24 protein-coding genes are annotated in these 24,817 nt (G+C 47.1%); all 24 read left to right on the forward strand.

Going from position 1 to position 24,817, the window contains the following annotated elements:
- Position 1 precedes the first annotated feature (1 nt).
- The 24 genes from AC0THY_RS13320 to AC0THY_RS13435 all read left to right on the forward strand — a co-directional run bounded on the left by AC0THY_RS13320 (position 2) and on the right by AC0THY_RS13435 (position 24,809).
- On the forward strand, positions 2 to 1,378 hold the full coding sequence (locus AC0THY_RS13320; protein WP_489991086.1) for an NCS2 family permease: 1,377 nt from the start codon (positions 2 to 4) through the stop codon (positions 1,376 to 1,378).
- Between the two features lie 380 nt (positions 1,379 to 1,758).
- Positions 1,759 to 2,859, forward strand: coding sequence for a hypothetical protein (locus tag AC0THY_RS13325; protein ID WP_489991087.1), 1,101 nt, complete (start codon positions 1,759 to 1,761; stop codon positions 2,857 to 2,859).
- A gap of 440 nt (positions 2,860 to 3,299) precedes the next feature.
- Complete coding sequence (locus tag AC0THY_RS13330; protein ID WP_489991088.1) at positions 3,300 to 3,485, forward strand: hypothetical protein; 186 nt, start codon at positions 3,300 to 3,302, stop codon at positions 3,483 to 3,485.
- Between the two features lie 8 nt (positions 3,486 to 3,493).
- Positions 3,494 to 3,931 (forward strand): hypothetical protein, encoded by a 438-nt coding sequence (locus tag AC0THY_RS13335; RefSeq protein ID WP_489991089.1) that lies wholly within the window; start codon positions 3,494 to 3,496, stop codon positions 3,929 to 3,931.
- A 31-nt stretch (positions 3,932 to 3,962) separates the two neighbouring features.
- Entirely contained in the window at positions 3,963 to 5,063 is a 1,101-nt protein-coding gene (locus AC0THY_RS13340; protein WP_489991090.1) for a hypothetical protein, read from the forward strand.
- Between the two features lie 65 nt (positions 5,064 to 5,128).
- Positions 5,129 to 5,761 carry a hypothetical protein gene (locus tag AC0THY_RS13345; protein ID WP_489991091.1) on the forward strand — a complete coding sequence of 211 codons (633 nt, stop codon included), beginning with the start codon at positions 5,129 to 5,131 and terminating at the stop codon, positions 5,759 to 5,761.
- 380 nt (positions 5,762 to 6,141) lie between these two features.
- Positions 6,142 to 7,560, forward strand: a complete 1,419-nt coding sequence (locus AC0THY_RS13350) for an N-acetylmuramoyl-L-alanine amidase family protein (RefSeq protein WP_489991092.1) — start codon at positions 6,142 to 6,144, stop codon at positions 7,558 to 7,560.
- A 327-nt stretch (positions 7,561 to 7,887) separates the two neighbouring features.
- Positions 7,888 to 8,937 carry a nicotinate-nucleotide--dimethylbenzimidazole phosphoribosyltransferase gene (gene cobT / locus AC0THY_RS13355; RefSeq protein ID WP_489991093.1) on the forward strand — a complete coding sequence of 350 codons (1,050 nt, stop codon included), beginning with the start codon at positions 7,888 to 7,890 and terminating at the stop codon, positions 8,935 to 8,937.
- 20 nt (positions 8,938 to 8,957) lie between these two features.
- Positions 8,958 to 9,509, forward strand: coding sequence for a bifunctional adenosylcobinamide kinase/adenosylcobinamide-phosphate guanylyltransferase (locus AC0THY_RS13360; RefSeq protein WP_489991094.1), 552 nt, complete (start codon positions 8,958 to 8,960; stop codon positions 9,507 to 9,509).
- Entirely contained in the window at positions 9,506 to 10,270 is a 765-nt protein-coding gene (locus AC0THY_RS13365; RefSeq protein WP_489991095.1) for an adenosylcobinamide-GDP ribazoletransferase, read from the forward strand. The genes AC0THY_RS13360 and AC0THY_RS13365 overlap by 4 nt, the downstream gene beginning before the upstream one ends.
- Before the next feature lie 23 nt (positions 10,271 to 10,293).
- Entirely contained in the window at positions 10,294 to 10,704 is a 411-nt protein-coding gene (locus AC0THY_RS13370; RefSeq protein ID WP_489991096.1) for a bifunctional adenosylcobinamide kinase/adenosylcobinamide-phosphate guanylyltransferase, read from the forward strand.
- Positions 10,697 to 11,296 (forward strand): histidine phosphatase family protein, encoded by a 600-nt coding sequence (locus AC0THY_RS13375; protein ID WP_489991097.1) that lies wholly within the window; start codon positions 10,697 to 10,699, stop codon positions 11,294 to 11,296. The genes AC0THY_RS13370 and AC0THY_RS13375 overlap by 8 nt, the downstream gene beginning before the upstream one ends.
- Before the next feature lie 44 nt (positions 11,297 to 11,340).
- Positions 11,341 to 12,033 (forward strand): ABC transporter ATP-binding protein, encoded by a 693-nt coding sequence (locus tag AC0THY_RS13380; protein ID WP_489994196.1) that lies wholly within the window; start codon positions 11,341 to 11,343, stop codon positions 12,031 to 12,033.
- Between the two features lie 3 nt (positions 12,034 to 12,036).
- Positions 12,037 to 13,611: a putative ABC exporter domain-containing protein gene (locus tag AC0THY_RS13385; protein ID WP_489991098.1), complete on the forward strand. Its 1,575-nt coding sequence runs from the start codon at positions 12,037 to 12,039 to the stop codon at positions 13,609 to 13,611.
- 128 nt (positions 13,612 to 13,739) lie between these two features.
- The gene (gene ruvA, locus AC0THY_RS13390) at positions 13,740 to 14,351 is read left to right on the forward strand and encodes a Holliday junction branch migration protein RuvA (protein WP_489991099.1); all 612 of its coding nucleotides are present in this window, start codon (positions 13,740 to 13,742) and stop codon (positions 14,349 to 14,351) included.
- An 11-nt stretch (positions 14,352 to 14,362) separates the two neighbouring features.
- Positions 14,363 to 15,355 carry a Holliday junction branch migration DNA helicase RuvB gene (ruvB, locus tag AC0THY_RS13395; RefSeq protein WP_489991100.1) on the forward strand — a complete coding sequence of 331 codons (993 nt, stop codon included), beginning with the start codon at positions 14,363 to 14,365 and terminating at the stop codon, positions 15,353 to 15,355.
- 69 nt (positions 15,356 to 15,424) lie between these two features.
- Positions 15,425 to 15,835 carry a cell division protein ZapA gene (locus AC0THY_RS13400; RefSeq protein ID WP_489991101.1) on the forward strand — a complete coding sequence of 137 codons (411 nt, stop codon included), beginning with the start codon at positions 15,425 to 15,427 and terminating at the stop codon, positions 15,833 to 15,835.
- Between the two features lie 51 nt (positions 15,836 to 15,886).
- On the forward strand, positions 15,887 to 18,235 hold the full coding sequence (locus tag AC0THY_RS13405) for a peptidase U32 family protein (RefSeq protein ID WP_489991102.1): 2,349 nt from the start codon (positions 15,887 to 15,889) through the stop codon (positions 18,233 to 18,235).
- 8 nt (positions 18,236 to 18,243) lie between these two features.
- Positions 18,244 to 19,593, forward strand: coding sequence for an FtsW/RodA/SpoVE family cell cycle protein (locus tag AC0THY_RS13410; RefSeq protein ID WP_489991103.1), 1,350 nt, complete (start codon positions 18,244 to 18,246; stop codon positions 19,591 to 19,593).
- Positions 19,553 to 21,142, forward strand: a complete 1,590-nt coding sequence (locus AC0THY_RS13415) for a peptidoglycan D,D-transpeptidase FtsI family protein (RefSeq protein ID WP_489991104.1) — start codon at positions 19,553 to 19,555, stop codon at positions 21,140 to 21,142. The genes AC0THY_RS13410 and AC0THY_RS13415 overlap by 41 nt, the downstream gene beginning before the upstream one ends.
- 161 nt (positions 21,143 to 21,303) lie before the next feature.
- Entirely contained in the window at positions 21,304 to 21,756 is a 453-nt protein-coding gene (locus AC0THY_RS13420) for an NUDIX hydrolase (protein WP_489991105.1), read from the forward strand.
- Positions 21,757 to 21,823: 67 nt separating this feature from the next.
- Positions 21,824 to 23,317 (forward strand): polyphosphate:AMP phosphotransferase, encoded by a 1,494-nt coding sequence (gene pap, locus AC0THY_RS13425; protein WP_489991106.1) that lies wholly within the window; start codon positions 21,824 to 21,826, stop codon positions 23,315 to 23,317.
- A 123-nt stretch (positions 23,318 to 23,440) separates the two neighbouring features.
- On the forward strand, positions 23,441 to 23,770 hold the full coding sequence (locus AC0THY_RS13430) for a hypothetical protein (protein WP_489991107.1): 330 nt from the start codon (positions 23,441 to 23,443) through the stop codon (positions 23,768 to 23,770).
- Between the two features lie 13 nt (positions 23,771 to 23,783).
- Positions 23,784 to 24,809 carry a DUF2953 domain-containing protein gene (locus tag AC0THY_RS13435; RefSeq protein ID WP_489991108.1) on the forward strand — a complete coding sequence of 342 codons (1,026 nt, stop codon included), beginning with the start codon at positions 23,784 to 23,786 and terminating at the stop codon, positions 24,807 to 24,809.
- Positions 24,810 to 24,817 lie beyond the last annotated feature (8 nt).

Raw genomic sequence — 24,817 nt, forward strand, 5'->3', positions numbered from 1 at the left:
CATGTTAGAAAAGATTTTCAAGCTGAAAGAACACAACACCAATGTTAAGACAGAAATCATAGCTGGTATCACTACCTTTATGACAATGGCTTACATTCTGGCAGTAAACCCAAATATTCTTTCAGCAGCAGGGATGGATAAGGGTGCGGTGTTTACGGCAACTGCACTGGCCTCTTTCATCGGAACCGTTTTGATGGCAATTTTCTCAAACTATCCATTTGCGCTGGCACCTGGTATGGGATTAAATGCTTATTTTGCCTATACCGTTGTTTTGCAGTATGGGTATTCCTGGCAGATTGCTCTGGCAGCAGTATTTATTGAAGGCATTATCTTTATCCTGCTTTCCTGTTTTAACGTGCGTGAGGCTATCTTCAATGCGATTCCGGTCACGCTGAAGCATGCGGTGAGCGTTGGTATCGGACTCTTCATCGCCTTTATCGGACTTCAGAATGCAAAGATCGTCCTGGGCGGAAGCACACTGGTGTCCCTGTTCTCTGTAGAAGGCTTTCAGGGCTTAAATGATGGGGCGGGCAGTTTCAATGATGTGGGAATCACGGTTCTTCTGGCAATTGTCGGAGTCCTGATCACAGCGATTCTGGTGGCCAAGAAGGTAAAGGGAAATATTCTGTGGGGAATTTTGATTACCTGGGCTTTGGGTATTATCTGCCAGTTTGCCGGGGTCTATGTTCCAAATGCGGAGATCGGTTTTTATTCCCTGCTCCCGGATTTCAGCTCCGGAATTTCCATTCCGAGCCTTGCACCAGTGTTTGCAAAATTCCAGTTTACAGGAATCCCTATCTTAGAACTGGTTGTCATTGTGTTTGCATTCCTGTTTGTGGATTTATTTGATACTCTGGGAACTCTGATCGGTGTATCCACAAAGGCGGATATGCTGGACAAAAACGGAAAGCTTCCAAAGATCAAGGGAGCCCTGATGGCGGATGCGGTTGCCACCACAGCAGGCGCTGTGCTGGGTACTTCCACAGTTACCACTTTTGTGGAGAGTGCCTCCGGTGTTGCGGAGGGCGGCAGAACAGGTCTTACCTCTGTCACCACAGCGATTTTATTCGCGCTGGCACTGTTTCTGTCCCCGATTTTCCTGGCAATCCCTTCCTTTGCGACTGCACCGGCTCTGATCGTAGTTGGCTTCTATATGCTAAGCAATGTGGGTGTCATCAATTTTTCCGATCCCTGCGAGGGACTTCCGGCATTTATCTGCATCGCGGCAATGCCGTTCTTCTACAGCATTTCCGAGGGTATTTCCATGGGAGTCATCTCCTATGTGGTAATCAACCTGGTTTCCGGAAGGGCAAAGAAATTGAATGTGGTTATGTATGTTTTGGCAGTCTTGTTCATATTGAAATATTTTCTGCTTTAAACTTCCAGTAACTGACAGCCGCTGCCATAGCGTCTGGAATCCTAATTTTCATAGTTGAATGATAAAAAAGATGTTAACCACAGTTTAGAATCTGTGACTTAACATCTTTTTTATTTGAGATTTTTTATAAAACTCCAGCAAATACGCTTGAGTGTACATGTTTGAAATTTAAACGTCCTTAAAAAACTATGATGCTGACACTGTAAGACGGGGAATATATCTAAAATATATAGTATAGCACTTGTAAAATAGAAATAATGACAGTATAATATGACGTTGGGGCCCAAAATTATCCAATTGTATGTAAGCATGTATTGTATGACATTATGGCCCGCGCATTATAACATCTAAAAATATAAAATTATAAGAAGAGAGAATATATGAGAGTTAAAGTAGAAGTATACCTGGACATTGACATACAAAAGAACAACAAATTTCGTAGAAGATTTGAAGAAATAATCAGAGAACGAAAGGCAAAAATAAAAGACTCATGGGATTCTAATAGGCGTTATAGATTATTTGTTTATGAGGATGATCCTTTATATAATGAAATTATTAGTCTCAAAAATGAATTGTTGGATGGGGTAAGAAGAAGAACTAAGGCTATAAGTGAAGGGTGGGATCACAAAAAATATTGGGAGTTGTATAATGCTAATTGCAAGCGGCTAGAAAGTATGCAGGATAAAGGGATATCTGAGGAAGAGATTTTCACTGCGCTGGTTCCCTATTGGGAAGAGATGACGGAAATTCTTCATCAGGAAAATGCAAGGACTAATTTATGCTATGAGCCAATGCCAGGATGCACCATATATATAATGGACTACTTTCCTGAATACACAGAAGATGAAGAAAAAGAGATAGCAGGATATCTTATCAGCGGGTCATTCCAGTGTCCTGAAATTGAAAAAAAAGAAAAATTTCTGAAGCGGTGTGACGAATGCAAAAGATATGTAGAACAGATTGGTCCATGCATATTAAAAAGAAGTCAAACTTTAAAAAAGTACAGTAATGTCAAAAAGGTTTTTGAGTCTGAGGGTGATTTATTTGTAACACTGCCAATGTACGAATATTTAATGAAAAATGGAGTCGCTGCAGAGTATTTTTGCCCTGCATATATGGGAGTAAAGGGATCAGAACTTGTGGGATATCAGATAATTGCAAAAAATATACTGCCTGCTGGAAGTTATACAGATGGGAGAATAACAGGAGGGGAAGTATGCAGTATATGCGGAAAACAAAAAATGGAGTGGGTGAGTGGGGATACTAATAGTGATTACGATAAATATTTTCATAACTGGTACGTTGATTTTGAAAAGATAGAAAAGTGGGAGGATATCAATCTGGCTCGGAGAGAATTTGACCTAGAACATCACGAATTAGTATTTAGTCCCAAAATGTGTAAGCTGTTAAAGGAAGCAGACCCAAAGATAATAATATATCCGGTATTTCCACTTGCGTTTAAGGAACATCTGGGGAGTTAAAATAAAAAATGCCCTATTGTAAGAACAGAAATATTGCAAAATGAAACTTAAAGGAGAAAATTAAGTTATGAAAAAAAATTAGCCCCCTGTTGGCAGCCGTTATCATAGCATTTTTGGCAGCACCAGTAAGCACCCAAACCAATCTCAAAAAGCAGCTGTAAATAAGACAGTCAACACATTTTTTGCCAGTGCAAAGAATAGAGAAGGGAATTAAAAATGAGAGTCAAAGTGCTATTTAAGTTTGTTATAGACTACGAAAAGCAAAACGAAATGAGAATAAAAATCGAAAGATAGCTGCAAAAAAGAAATTAAAGAGCAAAAAGTTATGGAGCACATTAGAGCGCTATAGTCTATGGGTATATGAGGATGACCCTTTATTTATAGAGATCTTAAATTTACGGGCAGAATTGGATGCGGAGAAAGAAAAAGAGTTAAATATTATGAAAGATGTAGAGAGTGATAAAATACAGCAGGAACTGTATGAAATTTACAGTAAGAAATTAAAAGCTATGGAGGCTGATGGAAAATCAGATGATGAAATTGTCAAAGAAATACGTCCTTATAGAAATAAAATAGAAGAGTTTGCAGCGATTAAAGAAGAACGATTGGAAGAGCAGTCTTTGTAACAGTACCCATGTATGAATATTTACTAAATACTGAGATTGCGCCAAAATATTTCCACCCGGCGTACTTTGATCATAAAAAGAAAAAGTTAGCCGGATATCAGTTCATTGGAAGTAATCATTTACCGGTTGGAAGTTTTATTGATTCTTCAGTAGAAAACGGTGAAAAGTGTACAAGATGTGGGAAGGTACAGCAGAGACATCTGGATGAAGATCCTAATGATATTAAAAATCAATATTACCATAATATATACATTGATTGTGACAGAGTAGAAAAATGGGAGGATATCAATGTGGCAAGACATGAACAGGCATTTTGCAATCAGAGATTGATTTTTAGTTCTAAACTACTTGACCTATTGAAACAGGCAGATAATCACATTACATGGATACCTGTGTTTCCGCTATCTATAAAAGAAAAGTTAGAGGGAAATAAAATGCTGAAATGACAAGATATGATACAATAGGAGAGTTTAAAGTATGAGAGTTAAAGTAGAAGTATACCTGGATATTGACATACGGAAGAAAAATAAAATTCGTAAACGATTTGAAGCAATCATCAGTGAAGGAAAGGGAAAAATAAAGAATTCTTGGGACAATATCAAAAGATATAGCTTATTTGTTTATGAAGATGATCCTTTATATGCTGAAATCCTACAACTATACAGGGAATTGGTCGATGAAATAGAAGAATTATCTAAGGCTGCATGCGAAGGTGAGAATGCGAAAATATATTGGGAGTTGTATAATGCCAATTGTAAGAGGATGGAAAGCATGTTGGAAAAAGGGATTGCTGAGGAAGAGATCTATACTGACTTGCTCCCCTATTGGGAAGAGATGGAAGAAATTCGTCAGCAGAAAAAGGGAAAATTTTATTTACTACATGAGGCTATGTCGGGATGTACCATACATATAGTAGAATTTTTCCCTGAATATACAGAAGATGAGGAAAAAGAAATAGCAGGGTATCTGATAAGTGGAACTTTCCGATGTCCTGAAATTGAAAAAAAAGAAAGATTTCTGAAGCAATGTGACAAATGCGAAAGATATGTAGAACAGACTGGCCCATGCATACTAAAAAAGAGTAAAACTTTGAAAAAATGGAGTAAAGTCAAAAGGGTTTTTGAGTCGGAGGGCGGGATATTTATAACACTGCCAATGTACGATTACTTAGTGGAAAATGGAGTCGCTGCAGAACATTTTTATCCTGCATATATGGGGGTAAAGGAAAAAGAACTTGTGGGATATCAGATTATTGCAAAGAATATACTACCCGCCGGTAGTTATACAGATGGTGTAAGAAATGGAAAGAAAGTATGCAGTGTATGTGGAAAACAAATAAAAGAGTGGCTGCCGGAAAATTCGAATAAGAACTATTTTGAACATTTTCATAATAGGTATATAAACTTTGACAAAATAGTGAAGTGGGAAGATATCAATCTGGCTCGGGGAGAATTTGACTTAAACTATCACGAATTAGTATTTAGTACCAAAATGTGTAAGCTGTTAAAGGAAGCAGACCCAAAGATAAAAATATATCCAGTATTTCCACTTGCATTTAAAGAACATCTGGGTAGTTAAAATGAAAAACGCCCTATTATAGGAGCCGAAATATTACAAAATGAAACTTAAAGGAGAAAAAAGCTATGAAAAGAATGAAAAAAATTATCCCCCTGTTTGCTGCAGCTATTATGGTATTTTTGGCAGTACCAGTAAACACCCAGGCCCAATCACAAAAAGCAGCCGTAAATAAGACCATCAACACATTTTTTGCCAGTGCAAAGAAATTAAATTGTAAGAAGATGGAGAAATGCTTTCTACCCGCAGGTGTGGTCATATTTGATGAACGGGCCAGTCTCTGCAATGAAATCAGGCCATGGAGCAGGAAACTGACCTGGAGAATCAAGAGTACAAAGATTACCGGGGATAAAGCAAAAGTGACGGTAAAGGCAAATTATATGAGTATTGCAAAAGCTTACTATGCAATGTTTTGTCAAACAACGCTTAGTGGAGTGGAAGCTCCCGAAAAGGAGCAGGCTAAGGATATTTGGCTGAAGAAATATGAGATGAAACAGTTAAGGGATTGTTTAAAGAAGTATACACCGGATAAGATCACTTCCAATCTTAAAATATCTTTACAGAGAAAAAACGGAAAATGGAAGATCACCCAAGCCACAGATCCTCTGTTAAATGTAGTGTATTGTGATTTGCTGCTGGAAGGAAAAAGCGAAGAAGAGTATGAAAAAGAATTCAGCGATATTATCCCAAAAATCGGATAAACAGCACTCAAAACCTATTATTGATTGGTTACTATTCACAGCCCTGCAAAAAACGCAGTTCTGTGAACAGCAACACGCTCCGCGATGCACAGATATGGGGCATTATGCTCCATATCGCGCTGGCTGCCTCGGGATTTTCATGCGCAAGCGCATAAAAACACCTCGCGGAACAGTGGCTGTGAATAGTAACATTTATTGACTAACATCGTAATCTTTTTCTTATGCAGAAATTGACAAAACCTTAGATATATCTTATAATAGCTTCATAAACTTAACAGAATTGTAATATTTTACGCTGTACAGTTTGAATAAAGTCTGCCGCAGCAGGCTTTCTGTCAGGGGTAAGTAACAGAGAATCGGGATTCGAAGGGGAAGAAAGTATGAAGAAAAAAGGATATCTATTGGTTTTATTGTTTATGCTGCTGTTTGTCACCGCAGCGCCTATGAAGGCGGACGCGGCGTGGAAGCATGTAGACGGGAAGTACTATTACTACAATGCCCAGGGTGAGCTTTACAGGAAACGCAGGGTAGGGCAGTACTATGTGGGAAAAGACGGTGCCCGTGTAAAAAACAAATGGGTAGGAAAGTATTTTTACGCGGAAAACGGAAAGCGTATTTCTAACTTTAAAGGCGGCTGGCTGGATATCAAGGGACGGAGATATTATTATACAAAGAGGGGGAAGAAGGTCACCGGATGGCTGAAGCTGGGCGCTAAAAAGTATTACTTCGATGAAGACGGGGTGATGAAGAGGGGCTGGCAGAACATTGGAAAATACCGCTACTTTTTTTCAAGCAACAAACGGACCTACGGAGTGATGTTAAAGGGCTGGCAGAACATCAGCCGCAGAAGATTCTATTTCGGAAAGAACAGCGGAAGGCTGCAGCAGGGGTGGTTCACATTGAACGGAAGCAGGTATTACTGCTCACCGACCCAGGGAATTGCCACCGGGGTGGAGGAAATTGGCGGGAAGCGTTACCTTTTCAACACTAAGGGAGTGCTCCAGTATGGCTGGAAAACGTATAACGGAAACAGGTATTATGCAACCAAGGCCAACCAGGGAGCTCTGGCTGTGGGAATGGGTACCATCAGCGGGAAGATCTATTACTTTGACGCCAACGGTGTCCTGCAGAAGAATACCACCGTTACGGTGAACGGACAGGCTTACAGTATCAACAGCAAAGGAATCTGCACTCCGGTTACCACCAGCGCAGGAGTTTCGGAGGATATGCTCTTCTTTACGCTCTATGAGTCCGGACTTGAGGGATATGGGCAGGTGGGCGGAGATTATGGAAATGCCTGCGGTAAATATCAGTTTGACCGCCGCCATTCTCTCATCAACTTTGTGAAATATTGTTACGCGAGAGATCCCATCATCTTTGCCGGTTTTGCACCCTATGCATCATATAGCCAGACGAATACGGAGCATCAGGACAAGATGAAGAGCAATACAAAGTTTTATAAAGAATGGACGAATATTTACAATACATATCCCATTCTTTTCAAAAACTATCAGGATGCCTTTGCACTCCAGGAATACTATGAACCTACGGAGTCTCTGCTGAGGATCTACGGAGTGGACATCAGTTCGCGGCCCTATGTAGTGAAGGGAGCCGTGTTCAGCTACTCCATTCAGCATGGGTCCGGCACAGCTGCTCAGGCAGTGCTGAATGCCAAAATTACGAACCAGACGTCCGATGCAGACTTTATTACAAAGCTTTACAAATACCGGATAAAGAATAATTCTAAATATAAGAGCAGATACACCAGGGAGATGAACGATGCGCTGAGCCGTCTCTGATAAAAGAAACCATTGGCACGATTTCTTCGGAAATCGTGCTTTTTTCTTGACACAAATTTTCGCGCAATTTATACTATTACTTGTTGAATGATTAAATTCCAGTAACTATTCAACAGGTCTGAGCTTTGCTATGCTGATTATAAGAAAATGACTCAGGAGTGCAGAAATTTCATCACCGAAGGTGATTTTAAACGGATATTAGCGTGTAACTGTGAAGGTATAGAACAGTTACAAATTCCCGGCTATCAGACTAGAAGTCAAAAACAAATAAAATGGGATTCAGGCAAAGAGAGATTAAATAAACAGAAGAACCAGGAGGAAGACAGCATGACATTGGATGAGGCATTAAAGCAGATCAAAGAACCAGACCGGACAGCGATGGAGGCGTGTAAGAAGCGCTGGGACAGCATTGCAAAGCCTCTGCACAGTCTGGGAAAGATGGAGGATTCCCTAATCAGGATCGCGGGGATGACAGGGACGAGTGATATTTCCCTGGATAAAAAGGGTCTGATTGTGATGTGCGCGGACAACGGGGTGGTGGAAGAAGGCGTCACCCAGACCGGCCAGGAGGTGACGGCCATTGTCTCAGAGAATTTTTTGAAAAAGCAGGCTACAGCAAGCATCCTCTGCCAGGTGGCCGGGGCTGATATTTTTCCGGTGGATATCGGGATTGCCTCAGATACTAATATTATTAACCGAAAGATTGCGTACGGCACGAAAAATATGACAAAGGGTCCGGCCATGACCAGGGAGGAAGCGCTGCGGGCGCTGGAGACCGGCATTGAGATGGTTGGCGACTTAAAGAAAAAGGGATATAAGGTGCTGGCCACCGGGGAGATGGGGATCGGAAACACCACTACCAGCAGCGCGGTGGCGTCCGTGCTCCTTGGAGTGGAGCCTGAGATTGTGACCGGAAGGGGAGCAGGACTCTCCTCAGAGGGCCTGTGTCGCAAGATCGCAGCCATCAAACGGGCGGTGAAGGTCAACGGGCCCGATGCGCAGGACGGGGTGGATGTACTGGCTAAGGTAGGAGGCTTTGATCTGGCAGGGCTGGCGGGAGTCTTTTTGGGGGGAGCCGCTTTTGGGGTTCCCATTGTGGTCGACGGATTTATCTCTGCTGCATCTGCGCTGGCAGCGGCAGCGATCTGCCCAATGGCCAAGGAATATATGCTGGCTTCCCATGTCTCAAAGGAGCCGGCAGCCCGGATGATTCTGGATGCTCTGGGGCTGGAGGCTTCCCTGCACTGTGATATGTGCCTGGGGGAGGGGACGGGAGCGGTGGCGTTTTTCCCCCTGCTCACTATGGCGGACGCGGTGTACAATGGCATGAGTACCTTTCAGGAGATCCAGGTGGAAGAGTACAAGCCTTTAGATTGAATCAGGGAGAGCGGATACATATGTTTACCTTAGTGACTGGCGGCAGCGGCAGCGGGAAGTCTGCCTTTGCCGAGGATGAGATTCTCCGCTTCGGGCAGGGAAAAAGGATTTATGTGGCAACCATGATGAGCTTTGATGAGGAGAGCCGGAAGCGGATTGCCAGGCACCGCCGGATGCGCAGCAGCAAGGAGTTTGAGACTCTGGAATGCTATACCGGCCTGGAGCGTCAGGTTTTTTCGGATGACAGCATTGTTCTTCTGGAGTGTATGTCAAACCTGGTGGCAAATGAAATGTATGCCCAGGGAGGAGCCGGGAAGCATACGGTGGCAGCGGTTTTGAGAGGGGTGACCTCCCTGAGGGAGCAGGCGCGCCATGTATGTGTGGTGACAAATGAAATCTTTTCGGACGGTATCCTATATGATGAGGAGACCAGAAGATATCAGCAGTACCTGGGAACTATCAACCAGTCCTTGGCGGATTCGGCAGACCGAGTCGTGGAGGTGGTGTACGGGATTCCGCTGTATCTGAAGGGGGCCCTGGCCGCAGACGACAGAAAGGCAGAAAAAGAATGAATTTAGTCAGAAGTTTTTTTATCGCGTTTTCTATGTATTCCAAGATCCCTATGCCCAGGACAGAGTGGACAAAGGAGAGCATGAAATACTCTATGTGTTTCTTTCCCCTGATTGGAGCGGTGATCGGAGGGCTTGTGGTTTTGTGGAACTCTCTGTCGGTGTTTCTTGGGGCAGGGACGTTGTTTCACAGTGTGATTCTGGTACTGCTGCCGGTGCTTGTGACCGGGGGAATCCATCTGGACGGCCTTCTGGATACAGCGGACGCGCTTAGCTCCTATAAACCGATGGAGGAGAAGCTGGAGATTTTAAAGGACTCCCATGCAGGGGCCTTCGCCATCATTGTGGGAATCTGCTATTTTCTGCTTTCCCTGGGGATATGGTCTGAGGCCGGAAGTAAGGCGGCGACAGTCCTGGCTGTGGGCTTCGTTTTGTCCAGGGCGCTGAGCGGTCTGGCCATTGTACGGTTCAAACTGGCCAAAAATACGGGGCTGGCGGCCACCTTTTCCGACATGGCAGTAAAGGGAAGGGTGCGGTTTGTGATGTACCTGTATATCCTGGCCTGCGCCGCTGCTATGCTGGCGCTGGACCCTGTTCTGGGAATTGCTGGACTGGTGGGGGCGCTGGGGACTTTTATGTACTACCGCTATATGGCATACAAGAAGTTTGGAGGCATTACAGGGGACCTGGCGGGCTTTTTTTTGCAGGTCTGTGAACTTGTGATGGCTGTTTTTGTGGTTCTGACACAGATGTGCCTGGCATAGCAGTCTAAAATGGAGAGAATAGAATGAAGCTAATTATCGGAGGGGCATACCAGGGGAAACTGGACTATGCCTGTAACATGTTTCAAATTGAGAAAGAGGAGTGGCGTGATGGAGCCTGCTGCGGCAGGGAGGAGATCTTTACCAGCAGGGGTATCTACCACTTTCATGAGTATGTCCGCAGATGTCTTGAGAATGGATGGAATACGGACAGGCTGGCTGACAGGTTAAAGCTGGAAAATCCTGAACTGGTTGTGGTATCCACAGAGCTGGGATACGGGGTAGTGCCTGTGGAGGCCTTTGACCGGGAATACAGGGAGCGGGTGGGCAGGATCTGTACAGAGCTGGCATCCTGCTCGGAGGAAGTTCACCGGGTCGTCTGTGGTCTGGGAATGGTGCTGAAGGCCCCGGGTAAGGAAAGGGAGAAGAATGCTTAAAATCAGTATGATCCGTCACGGGAAGACCGGAGGAAATCTCCTGGGAAGGTATATCGGGACTACGGATGAATCTCTCTGCCCCCAGGGGCGACGTGAGCTGACGGAAAAAAGAGAGGCTGGAGGCTACAGGAAATGTGTCGCTGAGATGGTCTATACCAGTCCTATGAAGCGCTGCGTTGAGACAGCAAATCTGCTTTTTCCGGGAACCGCACAGCACATTGTGGGAGAGTTCAGAGAGTGCAGTTTTGGAGAGTTTGAGAATAAAAATTATCTTGAGCTGGATGGGAACCCCAGATATCAGGCCTGGGTGGACAGTGGCGGAACCCTGCCCTTTCCCGGAGGGGAATCCAGGGAGGAGTTCGCAAGACGCACCCTGACGGGATTTCGGGAGGCACTGCGTCACGCCGGGGCCTTCAATTACAGATCCATTGCCCTGGTAGTTCACGGGGGAACCATTATGAGTATTATGGACGCATTTGCCACCCCAGAGGAGAGCTTTTACCATTGGCAGGTAAAGAACGGGTGTGGCTTTATCACAGAGACAAAGAACAGCAGGTCAGACGTACAGCTTGTCCTGCAAGACACGGTGTAAAACAGGCAGCGGCCTGCAACGCATCTTACGAGAAAGGAATACATATGCTTGAAATTCAAAATTTGACGAAACGTTATGGGAAAACTTTAGCTGCTGACCAGGTGAGTTTTGTGGTGCCGGACGGAAAGGTGGGGATTCTGCTGGGACCCAACGGCGCCGGGAAGTCTACGGTAATCAAAAGTATCGCGGGGCTTTTGCGGTATGAGGGCGGAATTGGGATTCAGAGACTTCAGGCCAAAAGTCTGGATGCCAAAAAGATCTTTGGCTACGTTCCTGAGATTCCCTCCATGTTTGATGCGCTTACCGTGGGGGAGCATTTAGAGTATATACGCAGAGCCTACAAGTCCCAGATAACGGATGAGGAGGTACAGCGCCTGCTGGAGCGCTTTGAGCTGGAGGACAAGACAGAAAAAATGGGCAGCGAGCTCTCCAAGGGAATGATGCAGAAGGTGAGCATCTGCTGCGCACTGGCGGTGCAGCCAAAGGTAATTCTCTTTGATGAGCCCATGGTGGGGCTGGACCCAAAGGCTATCAAGGAACTAAAGGAAGTGATCCTGGAACTGCGCAGCCAGGGGGTGACGGTCCTGATCAGTACCCACATGATTGAGATGGTCAAAGAGCTGTGGGATGTGATGTTTATCATGGAAAAAGGGCATATCGTAGCTTCCTTCACAAGGGAGGAGACGGCAGAGCAGGATCTTGAGGAACTGTTTTTCAAGATCACGGAGGGAGAGTAGCCTATGGAATCATTAATCTATCTCTATGTCCGCAGCTTTAAAAACCGGCTTATAAAGGCTCTGCACAAGCCAGTTACCTACATTTACCTGATCCTGGGAATTGCCTATGCCTGCCTGGTTATCTCTGGGGTGGGCGGTATGTTTGAAGCATGGAATATGGCAAGCCCCGAGGGGTTCGCGCTCCTGCTCTCAGGCATGACCTGTTTTTTTCTGCCCTCAAACATTGTCACCTATGCCAAGAGAAAAGGGCTGCTTTTCCGCCCAAGTGACGTACATTTTGTGTTTACCTCCCCGGTATCTCCCAAGCTGGTGCTGCTCTATGCGCAGGTTAAGCAGTATCTTCTCAACCTGCTGATGGTTCTGCTCTTTGTGATTGCCGGTATCGCGCTGTTTCATATTCCAGTGTGGAAAATGCTGGTGTATTTTCTGCTCTCCTTTGTAGTGGAAAATATTCTGGAGACCAGCCTGATGGTATGCCTGTACGGAAATGAGCGCCTGTCGGAAAAGACGGTGCGTCTGCTCTGCCGTCTGTTGTATGTGCTGCTGGCAGCGCTGGTACTGTTTGGAGGATACCTGTATTTCTTTGAGGTAAAATCTTTATCTGTGATCAAGGTATTTCTGGAGCATCCGGTTTTACAGTGCATACCCATTATCGGATGGAATATTGCCTTTATCCGCATGTTGATTCTGGGACCCACCACGCTGAATGTGATTTGTACGGCCCTCTACTGCATCTCGGCGGCCGGGCTGCTGTTCGCCGCAAGGAAGATGCGGTGCACCGGAGGATACTATGAGGATGCAATGAAATTTGCGGATGATTACCAGGAGGCCAGAAACAGGCAGAAGAAAGGGGAAGCTGCCAAGCTTTGGAAAAAGGAAAAGTACCGAAGAGCCAAAGTTACCTACAAGGGCTATTACAGCAAGGCGATCTTTTACCGGCAGCTGCTTGAGTACAAGAAAAAGCGGTTCTTTATTTTTGGGGGAACCACCCTGGCCTGCCTGATTGTAGGTGTGGCTGTGGGGTACATGGCTTTCACGGAGACAGGAATGGATCTGCAGATGAAACAGTTCTTCCTGGTTCCAATAGCGTCGGCGTACGTAACCTTTATCTTCAGCGGATATCTGACAAAGTGGGCAAAGGAGATGGAAAGCCCCTACACCTATCTGATTCCCGACAAGCCAATCCGAAAGCTGTGGTATGCTACCCTGATTGAACACATTCGGTCCGCTGCTGACGGCTTACTGGTAACGCTTCCGGCAGCAGTGGTGCTTGGGCTGCCTCTGGGATATATTCTTCTGAATGTTTTGTTTTACGTGTGCCTGCAGGCAAACAAGCTGTATTTTTCAGTGCTCAGCGAATCTCTTCTGGGAAATGTCCTGGGGAATACGGGGAAGACCATTCTGCGTATGGTTGGGCAGATGATTGTCATTACCATTGCGGTAGTGATTGCAGCGGTGGTGACCATTGCGGTGAACTTTACAGCAGGATTTTTGGCCATGTGCCTTTACATGCTGGTAATGGCCGCTCTGGTGGCTTTAGGCGGTTCCGTTGCCTTCGCAAAAATGGAGACAGTCTGAGTTATGGGAGTCGAACGTATGGTTGCAGTTTTTCGCTTTCTGTGATATGATAGCGAATACGCCAAGGCATATTTGATTTATGGTGATGTCTGCGTCAGCAGGCATGTATGCCCGGAAAGGAATAAGGAATGATTGCATATATAAGGGGAAAAGTGGCAGAGATTGGGGAAAATAAGGTGGTGCTGGATGTGCACGACATGGGATATCAGGTGTTTCTGTCCGGCAGGGATGCCCAGGCAATGCCCTCACCGGGGGAACAGGTGCGGCTGCACACCTACCTGCATGTGAAAGAGGATGCCATGCAGCTCTTTGGATTTCTGACCAGGGATGACCTGGAGGTCTTTAAGCTGCTTTTAAATGTCAATGGAATAGGCCCCAAGGCCGCACTTGGCGTGCTCACCGCCCTGTCTGCAGATGATCTGCGCTTTGCCGTGCTCTCAGATGATGTGAAGAGCATCTCCACAGCCCCCGGGATTGGAAAGAAGACGGCGCAGAAACTTATTTTGGAGCTGAAGGATAAGCTGAGTCTGGAGGAGGCCTTTGAGAAGCGTCTGGAGAATAGCGGACAAGCCCCCATCAGCGTCGCCTCGGACGCAAGGGGGGAGGCTGTACAGGCTCTGACTGCCCTGGGGTATTCCAGCACAGACGCCTTAAGAGCGGTGAAACAGGCACAGGTGACGGAGGATATGACTACAGAAGAGATCCTGAAGGCTGCGCTGAAAAATATGGCATTTTTGTAGAGGTAGTATAAATGGGAAGAAGAATTATCACGTCAGAGGTTCTGGAGGAAGACATAAAGACAGATTACAGTCTCAGGCCTCAGACTCTGGATGACTATATTGGCCAAACAAAGGCAAAGGAGACATTAAAAATCTATATCCAGGCCGCGAAACAGCGGGGAGACGCCCTGGACCATGTGCTCCTCTACGGTCCTCCGGGGCTTGGAAAGACAACGCTGGCGGGTATTATCGCCAATGAGATGAAGGTAAATATCAAAATCACCTCCGGGCCGGCCATAGAGAAACCTGGGGAGATGGCAGCCATCTTAAACAACCTTCAAGAGGGAGACCTGCTCTTTGTGGATGAAATCCACCGGCTGAACCGACAGGTGGAGGAGGTACTCTACCCTGCGATGGAGGATTATTCCATTGATATTATGATCGGGAAAGGGGCGGCGGCGCGCTCCATACGCCTGGATCTGCCTAAATTTACCCTGGTGGGGGCAACCACAAGGGCGGGGCTTCTGACCGCTCCTCTGCGGGACCGCTTTGGGGTGATTCACCGCCTGGAATTCTACACCGAGGAGGAGCTTGAGACTATTATTGTGGGCTCCGCCAGAAAGCTGGGGGTTGAGATTGACGAAAGGGGAGCAAAGGAGATGGCAAAACGCTCCAGAGGAACCCCCAGGCTTGCCAACCGCCTTTTGAAGAGGGTGCGGGATTTTGCCCAGGTGAAATATGAGGGAAAGATCACCGGGGAGGTGGCCGCTTTGGCGCTGGATCTGCTGGAGGTAGATAAGTACGGGCTGGACCAGACAGACCGGAATCTGCTCCTTGCGATGATTGATAAGTTTCAGGGAGGCCCTGTGGGGCTGGACACCCTGGCGGCAGCCATCGGGGAAGACGCAGGCACCATTGAGGATGTATACGAGCCCTATCTGATCAAAAACGGATTTATAAACCGCACTCCCAGAGGGCGTGTGGCCACGGAGCTTGCGTGGCACCATTTGGGAATTCATGAATAAATAGGTTGTAATTCCGAAGAATTTGTTTATAATAGAACATAGAAACGAAAGAAAGGGAGAACTGCTTGTATGTCATCCAAGAATAAAACCGAGGTGCTGATCGACGGGAAAATATATACCTTAAGCGGATATGAGAGTGAAGAGTATCTGCAGAAGGTTGCTACATATATCAACAATAAGCTGGCTGAGTTTAAAAAGCTGGAGGGGTACAACCACCAGTCTAAAGAGACAAAGAGCATGCTCTTGGATTTAAATATCGCAGACGACTATTTCAAAGCCAAAAAGCAGGTGGAGATGGTGGAGGAAGAGCTGGCGGAAAAGGATAAAGAGCTGTACGATTTAAAGCATGAGCTCATCAGCATCCAGATCAAGCTGGAGACAGCGGAGAAGTCCATTCAGGATATGCAGAAGGAGTCCACAGAGTACCAGAAGAGAATTGTCAGACTGGAAACAGAGCTTGATGAAAAGAATAAAAAATGAGTGGAAGGGCTGTCCGGTTGAGACAGCCCTTCTTAGACAGGAGAAATCAGTATGAAAGCGGAGATACTTGCCCCAGCGGGGTCTTATGAGAGTTTAAGAGCAGCAGTGGCAGCCGGAGCGGATGCAGTCTATATCGGCGGCACCCGGTTTGGGGCCAGAGCTTATGCGGATAACCTGAGCAGAGATCAGCTCCTGGAGGCCATAGATTTCTGCCATCTCCACGGGCGCAGGCTGTATCTGACGGTGAACACACTGCTGAAGGATCAGGAGATGGAGGAGTTGTATGATTATCTGCTGCCATTTTACCTCCAGGGCCTGGATGCCGTGATTGTTCAGGACCTGGGTGCTTTGGAACTGATACGAAGCGCCTTTCCGGGCCTGGAGATCCATGCAAGTACACAGATGACCGTTACCGGCGCAGCGGGGGCACAGTTTTTGGAGAAGCTGGGTGTTTCCAGGGTGGTCACCTCCAGGGAACTCTCTCTGGGAGAGATACAGGATATCCGAAATGCGGTAGACATGGAGATTGAGAGTTTTGTCCATGGAGCCCTGTGCTACTGCTATTCCGGACAGTGCCTGTTCAGCAGCCTGATTGGAGGCCGCAGCGGGAACCGGGGAAGATGCGCCCAGCCCTGTCGCCTTCCCTACGAGGCAGCGGGGGAGAAGGGATTTCTGTTAAGCCCAAAGGATATCTGTACGTTAGAGCTTCTGCCGGATATTCTGGAGGCGGGTGTCTATTCCCTGAAGATTGAAGGCAGGATGAAACGGCCTGAGTACACAGCAGGTGTGGTGAGGATTTACCGGAAATATGTGGACCAGTATATGCTTAAAGGGCGCGAAAACTACCGGGTGGAACAGGAAGACTTGCGTCAGCTGATGGAACTGTACAACCGGGGAGGCTTTACCTTAGGCTACTATAAGGAGAGAAACGGGCGGAATATGATCTCCCTTGCCAGGGCAAACCACTATGGGACACCTGGGGCCAAGGTGCTGGAGGTTAAAAAAAACCAGGTACTCCTAAAAGCCCTGGAGGATCTGCACGAGAGGGATATACTGGAGAGCGAGACCTTAAAGGAGGATGTCCGGGAGGGCCAGAATTTCCGCATAACGCTTTTCAATAAGGATAACAGACATGGGGTGAAGCCTGGGACGGTAATGCACAGGACCAGGGACGAAAAGCTTTTCTACTGGCTGCAGGAACAGTTTTTACAGGGCAAGATCCAAGAAAATATTAATGGGAAATTAATGATTTGCAGGGGGAAACCTGCTATACTGAGTGTAATTATAGGTGATTTTGCCGCAACGGTCTTGGGGGATGTCCCCGGGGAGGCCATCAGGCAGCCCATGATGCCGGATAAGGTAAAAAAGCAGATAGAGAAGACAGGGAACACTCCGTTTGTATTTCAAGAGCTTTCCATAGAGATGGATGAGGGATTATTTATGCCCCTGCAGAGTCTGAATGATTTAAGAAGAAAGGCGCTGGAGGAGCTGGGCCGGAAAGTGGTCTGTGCATACCGCAGAGTCATACCGGATAGACTGGAGAGAAGCATGTCATTCTCACACAGAGAGGCAGCTTCCCGGGAACTATATGCATCTGTGGTGAGCGGGGAGCAGCTGGAAGCCCTCATAGATGTACCGGGAATTGAGGGAATCTATGTGGACAGCTCTGCATTAGACCTTCCGTTAACGTCCGCGCAGACCATTAAGCTGGTGTCCCTCTGCCGGGAACAAGGAAAAAAATGTCTGTTTATCACGCCTTCCATTCTTCGAAGGGATGTCCGGAAAACGTTTGAAAATCCGGAATCCATAGCGGCTCTGGAGGCTTTCGACGGCATCTTAATAAAAAATTTAGAGTCCTGGGCCTTCTTTCAGGAAAAAAATTGGAAAAAAGATTTGATTTTGGATCATAATATGTATACATTCAATGTCTGGGCCAGGGAATTCGGCAGAAGATGGGGAGCTTCCATGGACACCGCGCCTGTGGAGCTGAACAGCCGGGAGCTGGCCAGGCGGGGAATGGAAGATAGTGAGCTGATGGTATACGGGCGTCTGCCTATGATGGTCTCAGCCCAGTGCCTGACAAAGACCGTTAAGGGCTGTACCGGGAAACCGGGATGGATGTATTTAAAGGACCGAAAAGGAAAGCGGTTTCCTGTGAAAAACAACTGCTCCGTCTGCTGCAATGTGATCTACAACCAAGTGCCCCTGGTGCTCTTTGAAAATAAAGAGGAGATCCAGAGGCTGAATCCTGCAAGGCTGCGCCTGAGTTTTACCACAGAGACCGGGAAGGAGGCCGCGGCTGTCGCCAGGGCCTTTGCAGGCCGTTTTGTGAATGAGAGAGAAGTAGAATATGACTTTGGTGAATTTACCAGAGGACATTTCAAAAGAGGAATAGAGTAGGTGAAAAAGTGACAAGATTAATCATTGAAGTTTCGCGGTATGTGCTGATCGGTCTGATTTTGATTTACACACTTCAAAGCTTTCTGATCTTCCGCAAAAAGAGTGATGACGCCAGGGAGTTTTTGTATCTGCGTCAGAATGTGGTGATGTTCTGTATCCATTTCGTGGCATTTATGGTGCTTTACTTAAAGATGGAGGAACCCACCCTGCTGTATTTTTACGCTGCACAGGTGATCTATCTGGCTGCCACTCTGGTTTTGTTTCGGAATCTGTATCCCAGGGCTTCCAAGCTGATCATCAACAATATGTGTATGCTGATTACCATTGGCTTTATCATGACCACCAGGCTTTCCTATGACCAGTCCCAGAGTCAGTTTAAACTGGTGGTGGCGGGAACCGTAATTGCGCTGATCATTCCTGTTATTATACGTAAAATGAAGTTTCTGACTAAGTGGGCCTGGGTGTACGCGGTGCTTGGAATCGGACTTTTGGGTGTGGTGGCGGTTCTGGCAAGAGCCACCTACGGTGCGAAGCTGACACTGAGCATCGGGGGCATCAGCCTTCAGCCCTCGGAGTTTGTAAAGATTCTGTTTGTATTTTTCGTGGCAGGAATGCTGGCGAAATCCACGGAGTTTAAGCAGGTGGCAGTTACAACTGTGCTTGCGGGCATCCATGTGTTGATACTGGTTGCCTCCACAGACCTGGGAAGTGCGCTGATCTTTTTTGTCACCTATCTGGTGATGCTGTTTGTGGCCACAAAGGACTGGAAATATCTGCTTGCCGGACTTGCGGCCGGGGTGTTGGCTGCGGTGGCTGCCTATTTCTTGTTCAGCCATGTGAAGGTCAGGGTGGAGATTTGGCAGGACCCCTTCCAGAGCTATGAGGGAGGCGGATACCAGGTGGCCCAGTCCCTGTTTGCCATTGGGGCTGGCGGGTGGCTGGGAACAGGCCTGTTTCAGGGTTCCCCAAACGCCATACCCATTGTGTATCAAGACTTTATGTTCTCCGCTATTGTGGAGGAACTGGGGGCAATTTTTGCCATCTGTGTAATCTTGATCTGCATGAGCTGTTTTATTGCGTTTGTGAATGTGGCAATGAAGCTGACAGAAAACTTTTACCGGGACGTGGCTCTGGGCCTGGGCTGTATGTATGCTGTGCAGGTGTTTCTGACAGTGGGGGGCGCCATGAAGATGATCCCTATGACGGGAGTTACCCTGCCCTTTATCAGCACAGGAGGCAGTTCCATAGTCAGTACCCTGATGTCATTTTCCATTATTCAGGGACTCTATTTATTAAGAGAAGATGAGGAAGAAGAGCTTGAGGAAGAAGAATACTACAGACGATATCCATATCAGTGAAATTCCGCTGGATGAGGAGCGTCCAGGCAGAAAGAAAAAGGAAAAAAAAGAGAGTAAGATAAAAAAGAAAAAGGCGTCGCCGTCCAAGGGAGGGGGACCATCAGGGTACCAGGACGCGTATCAGGAGCGGAAGAAAAGGAACCGGGAACTGGTGCGGGTCAGCTATCTGATCGTGGCCATGTTTTTATCCCTTGCAGTCTATTTGGTTTATTTTAATGTATATAAGATTGATGAGATCAACTCCAACTCCTACAATACAAAGCAGGACAGTAAGCAGGAGATGATCATAAGGGGATCTATCCTCTCTGCGGACGGGGAGATTCTGGCTGGGACCAACGTGGATGCGGACGGAAATGAGACACGGCTGTATCCCTTTGACAATGTATTTTCTCATGTGGTGGGCTATGCCAGCAACGGGAGAGCCGGGGTGGAGGCTACCTCCAACTATGAGCTGATGGCCTCCCACGCGTCCATATTAGAACAGGTTAAATTGGAGGAGGAAAACGTGAAAGTGCGGGGGGACACCGTGGTGCTCACCTTAGACTCCAGACTGCAGAGGGCCTGCTATGACGCACTTGGAAGCTATGAGGGAGCAGTGGTGGTCATAGAACCGGACACAGGAAAGATATTGGCAATGGTATCCAAGCCGGATTTTAACCCCAACACGATCTCAGAGGACTGGGAAACACTGATCAATGATACTCAGAACAGCTCCCTTTTCAACCGCGCAGCACAGGGACAATACCCGCCGGGATCTACCTTCAAGATTCTGACCACACTGGCCTACTTAAGGGAGCATCCGGATGACTATCAGAACTACGGTTTTTACTGTGACGGCAGCATCAGCAAAGAGGATGTGACCATTACCTGTTACGGAGGAGCGGTGCACGGTCAGGTGGATTTGGAGCAGTCCTTTGTCCATTCCTGCAACGGCTCCTATGCAAACATCGGCATGGAGCTAAAGAATGCGGATTTTCGAAAGCTATGCGAAAGCTTTCTGTTTAACAACGATCTGCCCATCACCATGCCTTCGAGCAAAAGTCTGTTTACCCTGGATGATAATGCCTCCTATGGGGAGGAGATGATGACTGCTATCGGACAGGGAGATACGGTGGTATCCCCTTTGGAGATGGCCCTGGTAACAGCCACGGTGGCCAACGGGGGAAATATGATGACACCCTACTATGTGGACCGCCTGGAGACGTATGACGGGGATATGGTAAAACAGTACAAGCCCGCTGTGTACAAGGAGCTGATGAGCACACAGGAGGCAGGTATTCTCACGGAGTATATGACAAAGACCGTGGAGGAGGGAACCGCCTCCGCACTCTCAGGCCTGGGATACACGGCTGCAGGAAAGACAGGGTCTGCGGAGTATGAGATCGGGGGTAACTTAAAAGAGACACACTCCTGGTTTGTGGGATTCTCTAATGTGGAGAATCCAGACATCGCCATTGCAGTCATTGCGGAGAACGGGGGATCGGGCAGTTCCACAGCTGTACCCATTGCCAGACAGGTTTTTGACGCATACTATGAATACGTTAAGTAGCACAGCGCTGCGGCTTACACTGTGACGCAAATCCGTTACTGTTCATACGTTCACAGTAACATGCATAAATCGACTTTGACAATTAAGGTTGCATGATTTCTGAAAAAGAGTTATACTAAAACCAGTCAAAACTGACACAACGCATTACAGGAGGAATTGCAATGATTGAAGCAACGAGCTGTGGCGGTGTGGTAATATTTCGTGGCAAGATCCTGCTTTTGTACAAGAGCTACAAGAACAAGTACGAGGGCTGGGTTTTGCCAAAGGGAACTGTAGAGGCTGGTGAAGAGTTTAAAGACACCGCTGCGAGAGAAGTTCTGGAGGAGACAGGAGTACAGGCATCCATCATAAAATATATAGGAAAAAGTCAGTATACCTTCAATGTACCTGAGGACACGGTTGCAAAAGATGTCCACTGGTATTTAATGATGTCCGACAGCTATTACAGCAAACCACAACGTGAAGAGTATTTTGTAGACTCGGGGTATTATAAGTTTCATGAGGCTTATCATCTATTGAAGTTTTCAAACGAGAAAATGATATTAGAGAAAGCGTATAATGAATATTTAGATCTGAAAAAGAAGAATCTTTGGGGGAATCGAAAATATTTTTAAAGAAAAAGGATATGCTTTTGTGCATGTCCTTTCTTTCATATCACAGAGGGAAAAGGAGGGTTTTACTATGTTGGAAAAGATTGACCTCACGAAGAAGATGGGAAAGAAAGAGTTTAAACAGCGTATGGATGTGCTCACTGTGAAGCTGGGTATCCTGCAGCGGGAGTGCAGAGACTTGAAGATACCGGTGATTATAGTCTTCGAGGGCTTTGGTGCAGCGGGAAAGGGAACCTTGATCAATCAGCTGATCCAGCCCTTAGATCCCAGGGGGTTTCGCGTATTTGCCATCAGCGGAGAGTCAGAGGAGGAGCAGATGCGCCCCTTTCTTTGGAGATTCTGGACTAAGACGCCTGCTAGGGGGAGGATTGCGATCTTTGACCGAAGCTGGTACCGTCGTGTTTTGATTGACCGGTTTGACAAGGTGACCACCGAGAGCCAGCTGGGGTATGCCTACAATGAGATCGTTTCCTTTGAGTCCGCCCTGGCCGACGACGGAAACGTGATTATTAAATTTTTTCTGGACATTACCAGAAAGGAACAGGAGAAGCGGTTTGCACGCCTTTTAGACAACAAAGAGACGGCCTGGAGGGTGTCAAAGGGAGATTTGAAAAGAAATAAGCATTTTCAGGAATACAAAGTGATGAATGAGGAAATGCTCCAAAAGACAGATACGGACTTCGCACCCTGGACAATCGTGGAGGCCATGGACCGGGAGTACGCTGTTGTCAAGGTAATCAGCACGGTGATAGACCGACTGGAAAAACAGGTGGCTCAGGTCAGAGCTTCCAAGGAGATCAAGGAAAAACAGGTGCAGGCAGCGGAAGAGCAGCATTTGACGTTCAAATCCTCCATTTTAAGCAGTGTAGATCTGAGTCTGAGCTACACCAAGGAGGAGTACAAGGAGCGGCTGAAAAAGCTTCAGGATAAGCTATCCGTTCTGCATAGTGAGCTCTACCGCAGAAGAATTCCGGTTATTCTGGGGTTTGAGGGCTGGGATGCCGGCGGAAAGGGAGGAGCGATCAAGCGAATCACAGAATGTATGGACCCAAGAGGATATGAGGTGAACCCCACAGCAGCTCCCAATGATATTGAGAAGGCCCACCACTATCTGTGGCGCTTCTGGCACAACCTGCCCAAGGCCGGGCATGTGGCGCTCTATGACAGGACCTGGTATGGGCGTGTGATGGTGGAACGGATCGAGGGCTTCTGCACCAAGGAGGAATGGAAGCGGGCCTATAAGGAGATCAATGATATGGAGGCAACCTGGGTTCACGACGGGGCAATTGTGTTGAAATTCTGGATGCAGATCGATAAGGACGAGCAGGAGCGGCGGTTTAAGGAGCGTATGGAAACCCCGGAGAAGCAGTGGAAGATCACAGACGAGGACTGGCGCAACCGTGAAAAATGGGATGCCTATGAGGAGGCCGTGGATGAGATGCTGATCCGCACATCCACCACCTATGCTCCGTGGATCATTGTGGAGGGCAACTGCAAGTACTATGCTAGGATCAAAGTGCTGGAGAATGTGATTGCCGCCATTGAAAAGAGGCTGGAGAAGTGAGAAAATGTAACAGGGCAGCTTGGCTGAACTGTTACAAGAAAATAGGTGGACTGGTATTATTTTCTATGGGATCTGTAAATTTTGTGCTATAATCATAGTGGCATGGGAAGGAACGTAGAGACTATGAAATGGTATACAGACCTGTACGTGGGTGAGACAGCCCGCAGGAGGAAAAAGAAGATCATTCGCAAACTGAAGATGAACGCCGGAATGCTGGACGTATATCTGGTCACTCTGGCTTACAACAGGAGAGACATGCTGGACATCATCTCATCCGCTTACCTGAAGCAGGCAGCGGTTCGCAGGCAGCTTCCAATGATTGTGGGGATTGCCTGCGGCTATGAGGAGGCCGTGGAGCTGGTGGTACAAATGGTTCGGGAAACCTATGAGAAGACAGGCAAGGCGGATGTCCCCGGGTATCTGGCTCAAAAAGTAAAGGAAAATAGAATGTGACAGGTGTAAGAATATGCTACATATCCTTTTGGTAATACTAAAAATTATAGGGATTCTGCTGCTGGCTGTGATACTTTTACTGCTGGCAGCTGTCCTGATCGTACTGTTTGTTCCCGTGCGTTATCATATAAAGGCGTACAGAGGGACGGAGGGAACCTGGGTATGGGGAAAGGCCAGCTGGCTGCTTCACCTGATTACATTGACAGGCAGCTGGGGACAGGACAAAAATGAGATCCGGCTGAAAATCCTGGGGCGGTCAAGAAGCGCATCAGATCTCTCAGGAGGCTTTCGCACAGGAAGAGGAGAGAAGAAGCGGGACTCAGCGGATGAGGATCAGGAGTTTGACTTAGAGGAAGAACTGGAGGTCTCCGAACAGAAAGAGAAGACGGATGCCCGCGCTCTGACTGAGAAGTCTTCTGAGGTGGAAATGGATGGAGAAAGAGTGCAAGGACCAGAACCTGCACCCACAGCGAAAAAGGATGGGGAAACGAAGGAGAAACAGCAGAAGTATCAGGAGAAGTCTTTGGAGAGACCGCGTCAGGGCCCTGGGAAGACCGGGCGGCTGAGAGGACTGCTGGATAAGCTTAGAAGTTTGCTCCGTAGAATTCTGGAGATTCCGGAGAGGCTTAAGTCTTTTTGGAAAAAGCTTAAGGCAGCCCTTAGGAAGGGACAGATGACCTGGAAAAAGATATTGGAAAAGATATCCGTCCTGCGTACAGAAGAAGGAAGGAATGTGTGGAAGCGAATGTGGGGCCATGGTTTTTATCTGTGGAAGCATCTGCATCCTCAAAAGGTGGAGGGAGAACTTCACTACGGATTTGGAGATCCGGCTCTCACCGGCCAGGCCACAGGGATTTTTTATCTGCTGCTTCCACTGAGCTGTGAAAAAATCCGGCTTCTGCCGGATTTTGAAAATACCGTATGCGAGGGAACCCTTGAGATAAAGGGCCATATTCGCATCTTCCATCTGGGAAATATAGGATGGAAAATATTCAGAGACAAGGAATTTAGAAATTTATTGAAAGCAATGAAAGCGTAAGGAGGAAA

Source organism: Ruminococcus sp. 8Y-12 (genome assembly GCF_058119865.1).

Excerpts from the sequence above, each read along its gene's own strand:
- AC0THY_RS13320 (WP_489991086.1), top strand. The coding sequence starts at position 2 with ATGTTAGAAAAGATTTTCAAGCTGAAAGAACACAACACCAATGTTAAG.
- AC0THY_RS13325 (WP_489991087.1), top strand. The coding sequence starts at position 1,759 with ATGAGAGTTAAAGTAGAAGTATACCTGGACATTGACATACAAAAGAAC.
- AC0THY_RS13330 (WP_489991088.1), top strand. The coding sequence starts at position 3,300 with ATGAAAGATGTAGAGAGTGATAAAATACAGCAGGAACTGTATGAAATT.
- AC0THY_RS13335 (WP_489991089.1), top strand. The coding sequence starts at position 3,494 with ATGTATGAATATTTACTAAATACTGAGATTGCGCCAAAATATTTCCAC.
- AC0THY_RS13340 (WP_489991090.1), top strand. The coding sequence starts at position 3,963 with ATGAGAGTTAAAGTAGAAGTATACCTGGATATTGACATACGGAAGAAA.
- AC0THY_RS13345 (WP_489991091.1), top strand. The coding sequence starts at position 5,129 with ATGAAAAGAATGAAAAAAATTATCCCCCTGTTTGCTGCAGCTATTATG.
- AC0THY_RS13350 (WP_489991092.1), top strand. The coding sequence starts at position 6,142 with ATGAAGAAAAAAGGATATCTATTGGTTTTATTGTTTATGCTGCTGTTT.
- cobT (WP_489991093.1), top strand. The coding sequence starts at position 7,888 with ATGACATTGGATGAGGCATTAAAGCAGATCAAAGAACCAGACCGGACA.
- AC0THY_RS13360 (WP_489991094.1), top strand. The coding sequence starts at position 8,958 with ATGTTTACCTTAGTGACTGGCGGCAGCGGCAGCGGGAAGTCTGCCTTT.
- AC0THY_RS13365 (WP_489991095.1), top strand. The coding sequence starts at position 9,506 with ATGAATTTAGTCAGAAGTTTTTTTATCGCGTTTTCTATGTATTCCAAG.
- AC0THY_RS13370 (WP_489991096.1), top strand. The coding sequence starts at position 10,294 with ATGAAGCTAATTATCGGAGGGGCATACCAGGGGAAACTGGACTATGCC.
- AC0THY_RS13375 (WP_489991097.1), top strand. The coding sequence starts at position 10,697 with ATGCTTAAAATCAGTATGATCCGTCACGGGAAGACCGGAGGAAATCTC.
- AC0THY_RS13380 (WP_489994196.1), top strand. The coding sequence starts at position 11,341 with ATGCTTGAAATTCAAAATTTGACGAAACGTTATGGGAAAACTTTAGCT.
- AC0THY_RS13385 (WP_489991098.1), top strand. The coding sequence starts at position 12,037 with ATGGAATCATTAATCTATCTCTATGTCCGCAGCTTTAAAAACCGGCTT.
- ruvA (WP_489991099.1), top strand. The coding sequence starts at position 13,740 with ATGATTGCATATATAAGGGGAAAAGTGGCAGAGATTGGGGAAAATAAG.
- ruvB (WP_489991100.1), top strand. The coding sequence starts at position 14,363 with ATGGGAAGAAGAATTATCACGTCAGAGGTTCTGGAGGAAGACATAAAG.
- AC0THY_RS13400 (WP_489991101.1), top strand. The coding sequence starts at position 15,425 with ATGTCATCCAAGAATAAAACCGAGGTGCTGATCGACGGGAAAATATAT.
- AC0THY_RS13405 (WP_489991102.1), top strand. The coding sequence starts at position 15,887 with ATGAAAGCGGAGATACTTGCCCCAGCGGGGTCTTATGAGAGTTTAAGA.
- AC0THY_RS13420 (WP_489991105.1), top strand. The coding sequence starts at position 21,304 with ATGATTGAAGCAACGAGCTGTGGCGGTGTGGTAATATTTCGTGGCAAG.
- pap (WP_489991106.1), top strand. The coding sequence starts at position 21,824 with ATGTTGGAAAAGATTGACCTCACGAAGAAGATGGGAAAGAAAGAGTTT.
- AC0THY_RS13430 (WP_489991107.1), top strand. The coding sequence starts at position 23,441 with ATGAAATGGTATACAGACCTGTACGTGGGTGAGACAGCCCGCAGGAGG.
- AC0THY_RS13435 (WP_489991108.1), top strand. The coding sequence starts at position 23,784 with ATGCTACATATCCTTTTGGTAATACTAAAAATTATAGGGATTCTGCTG.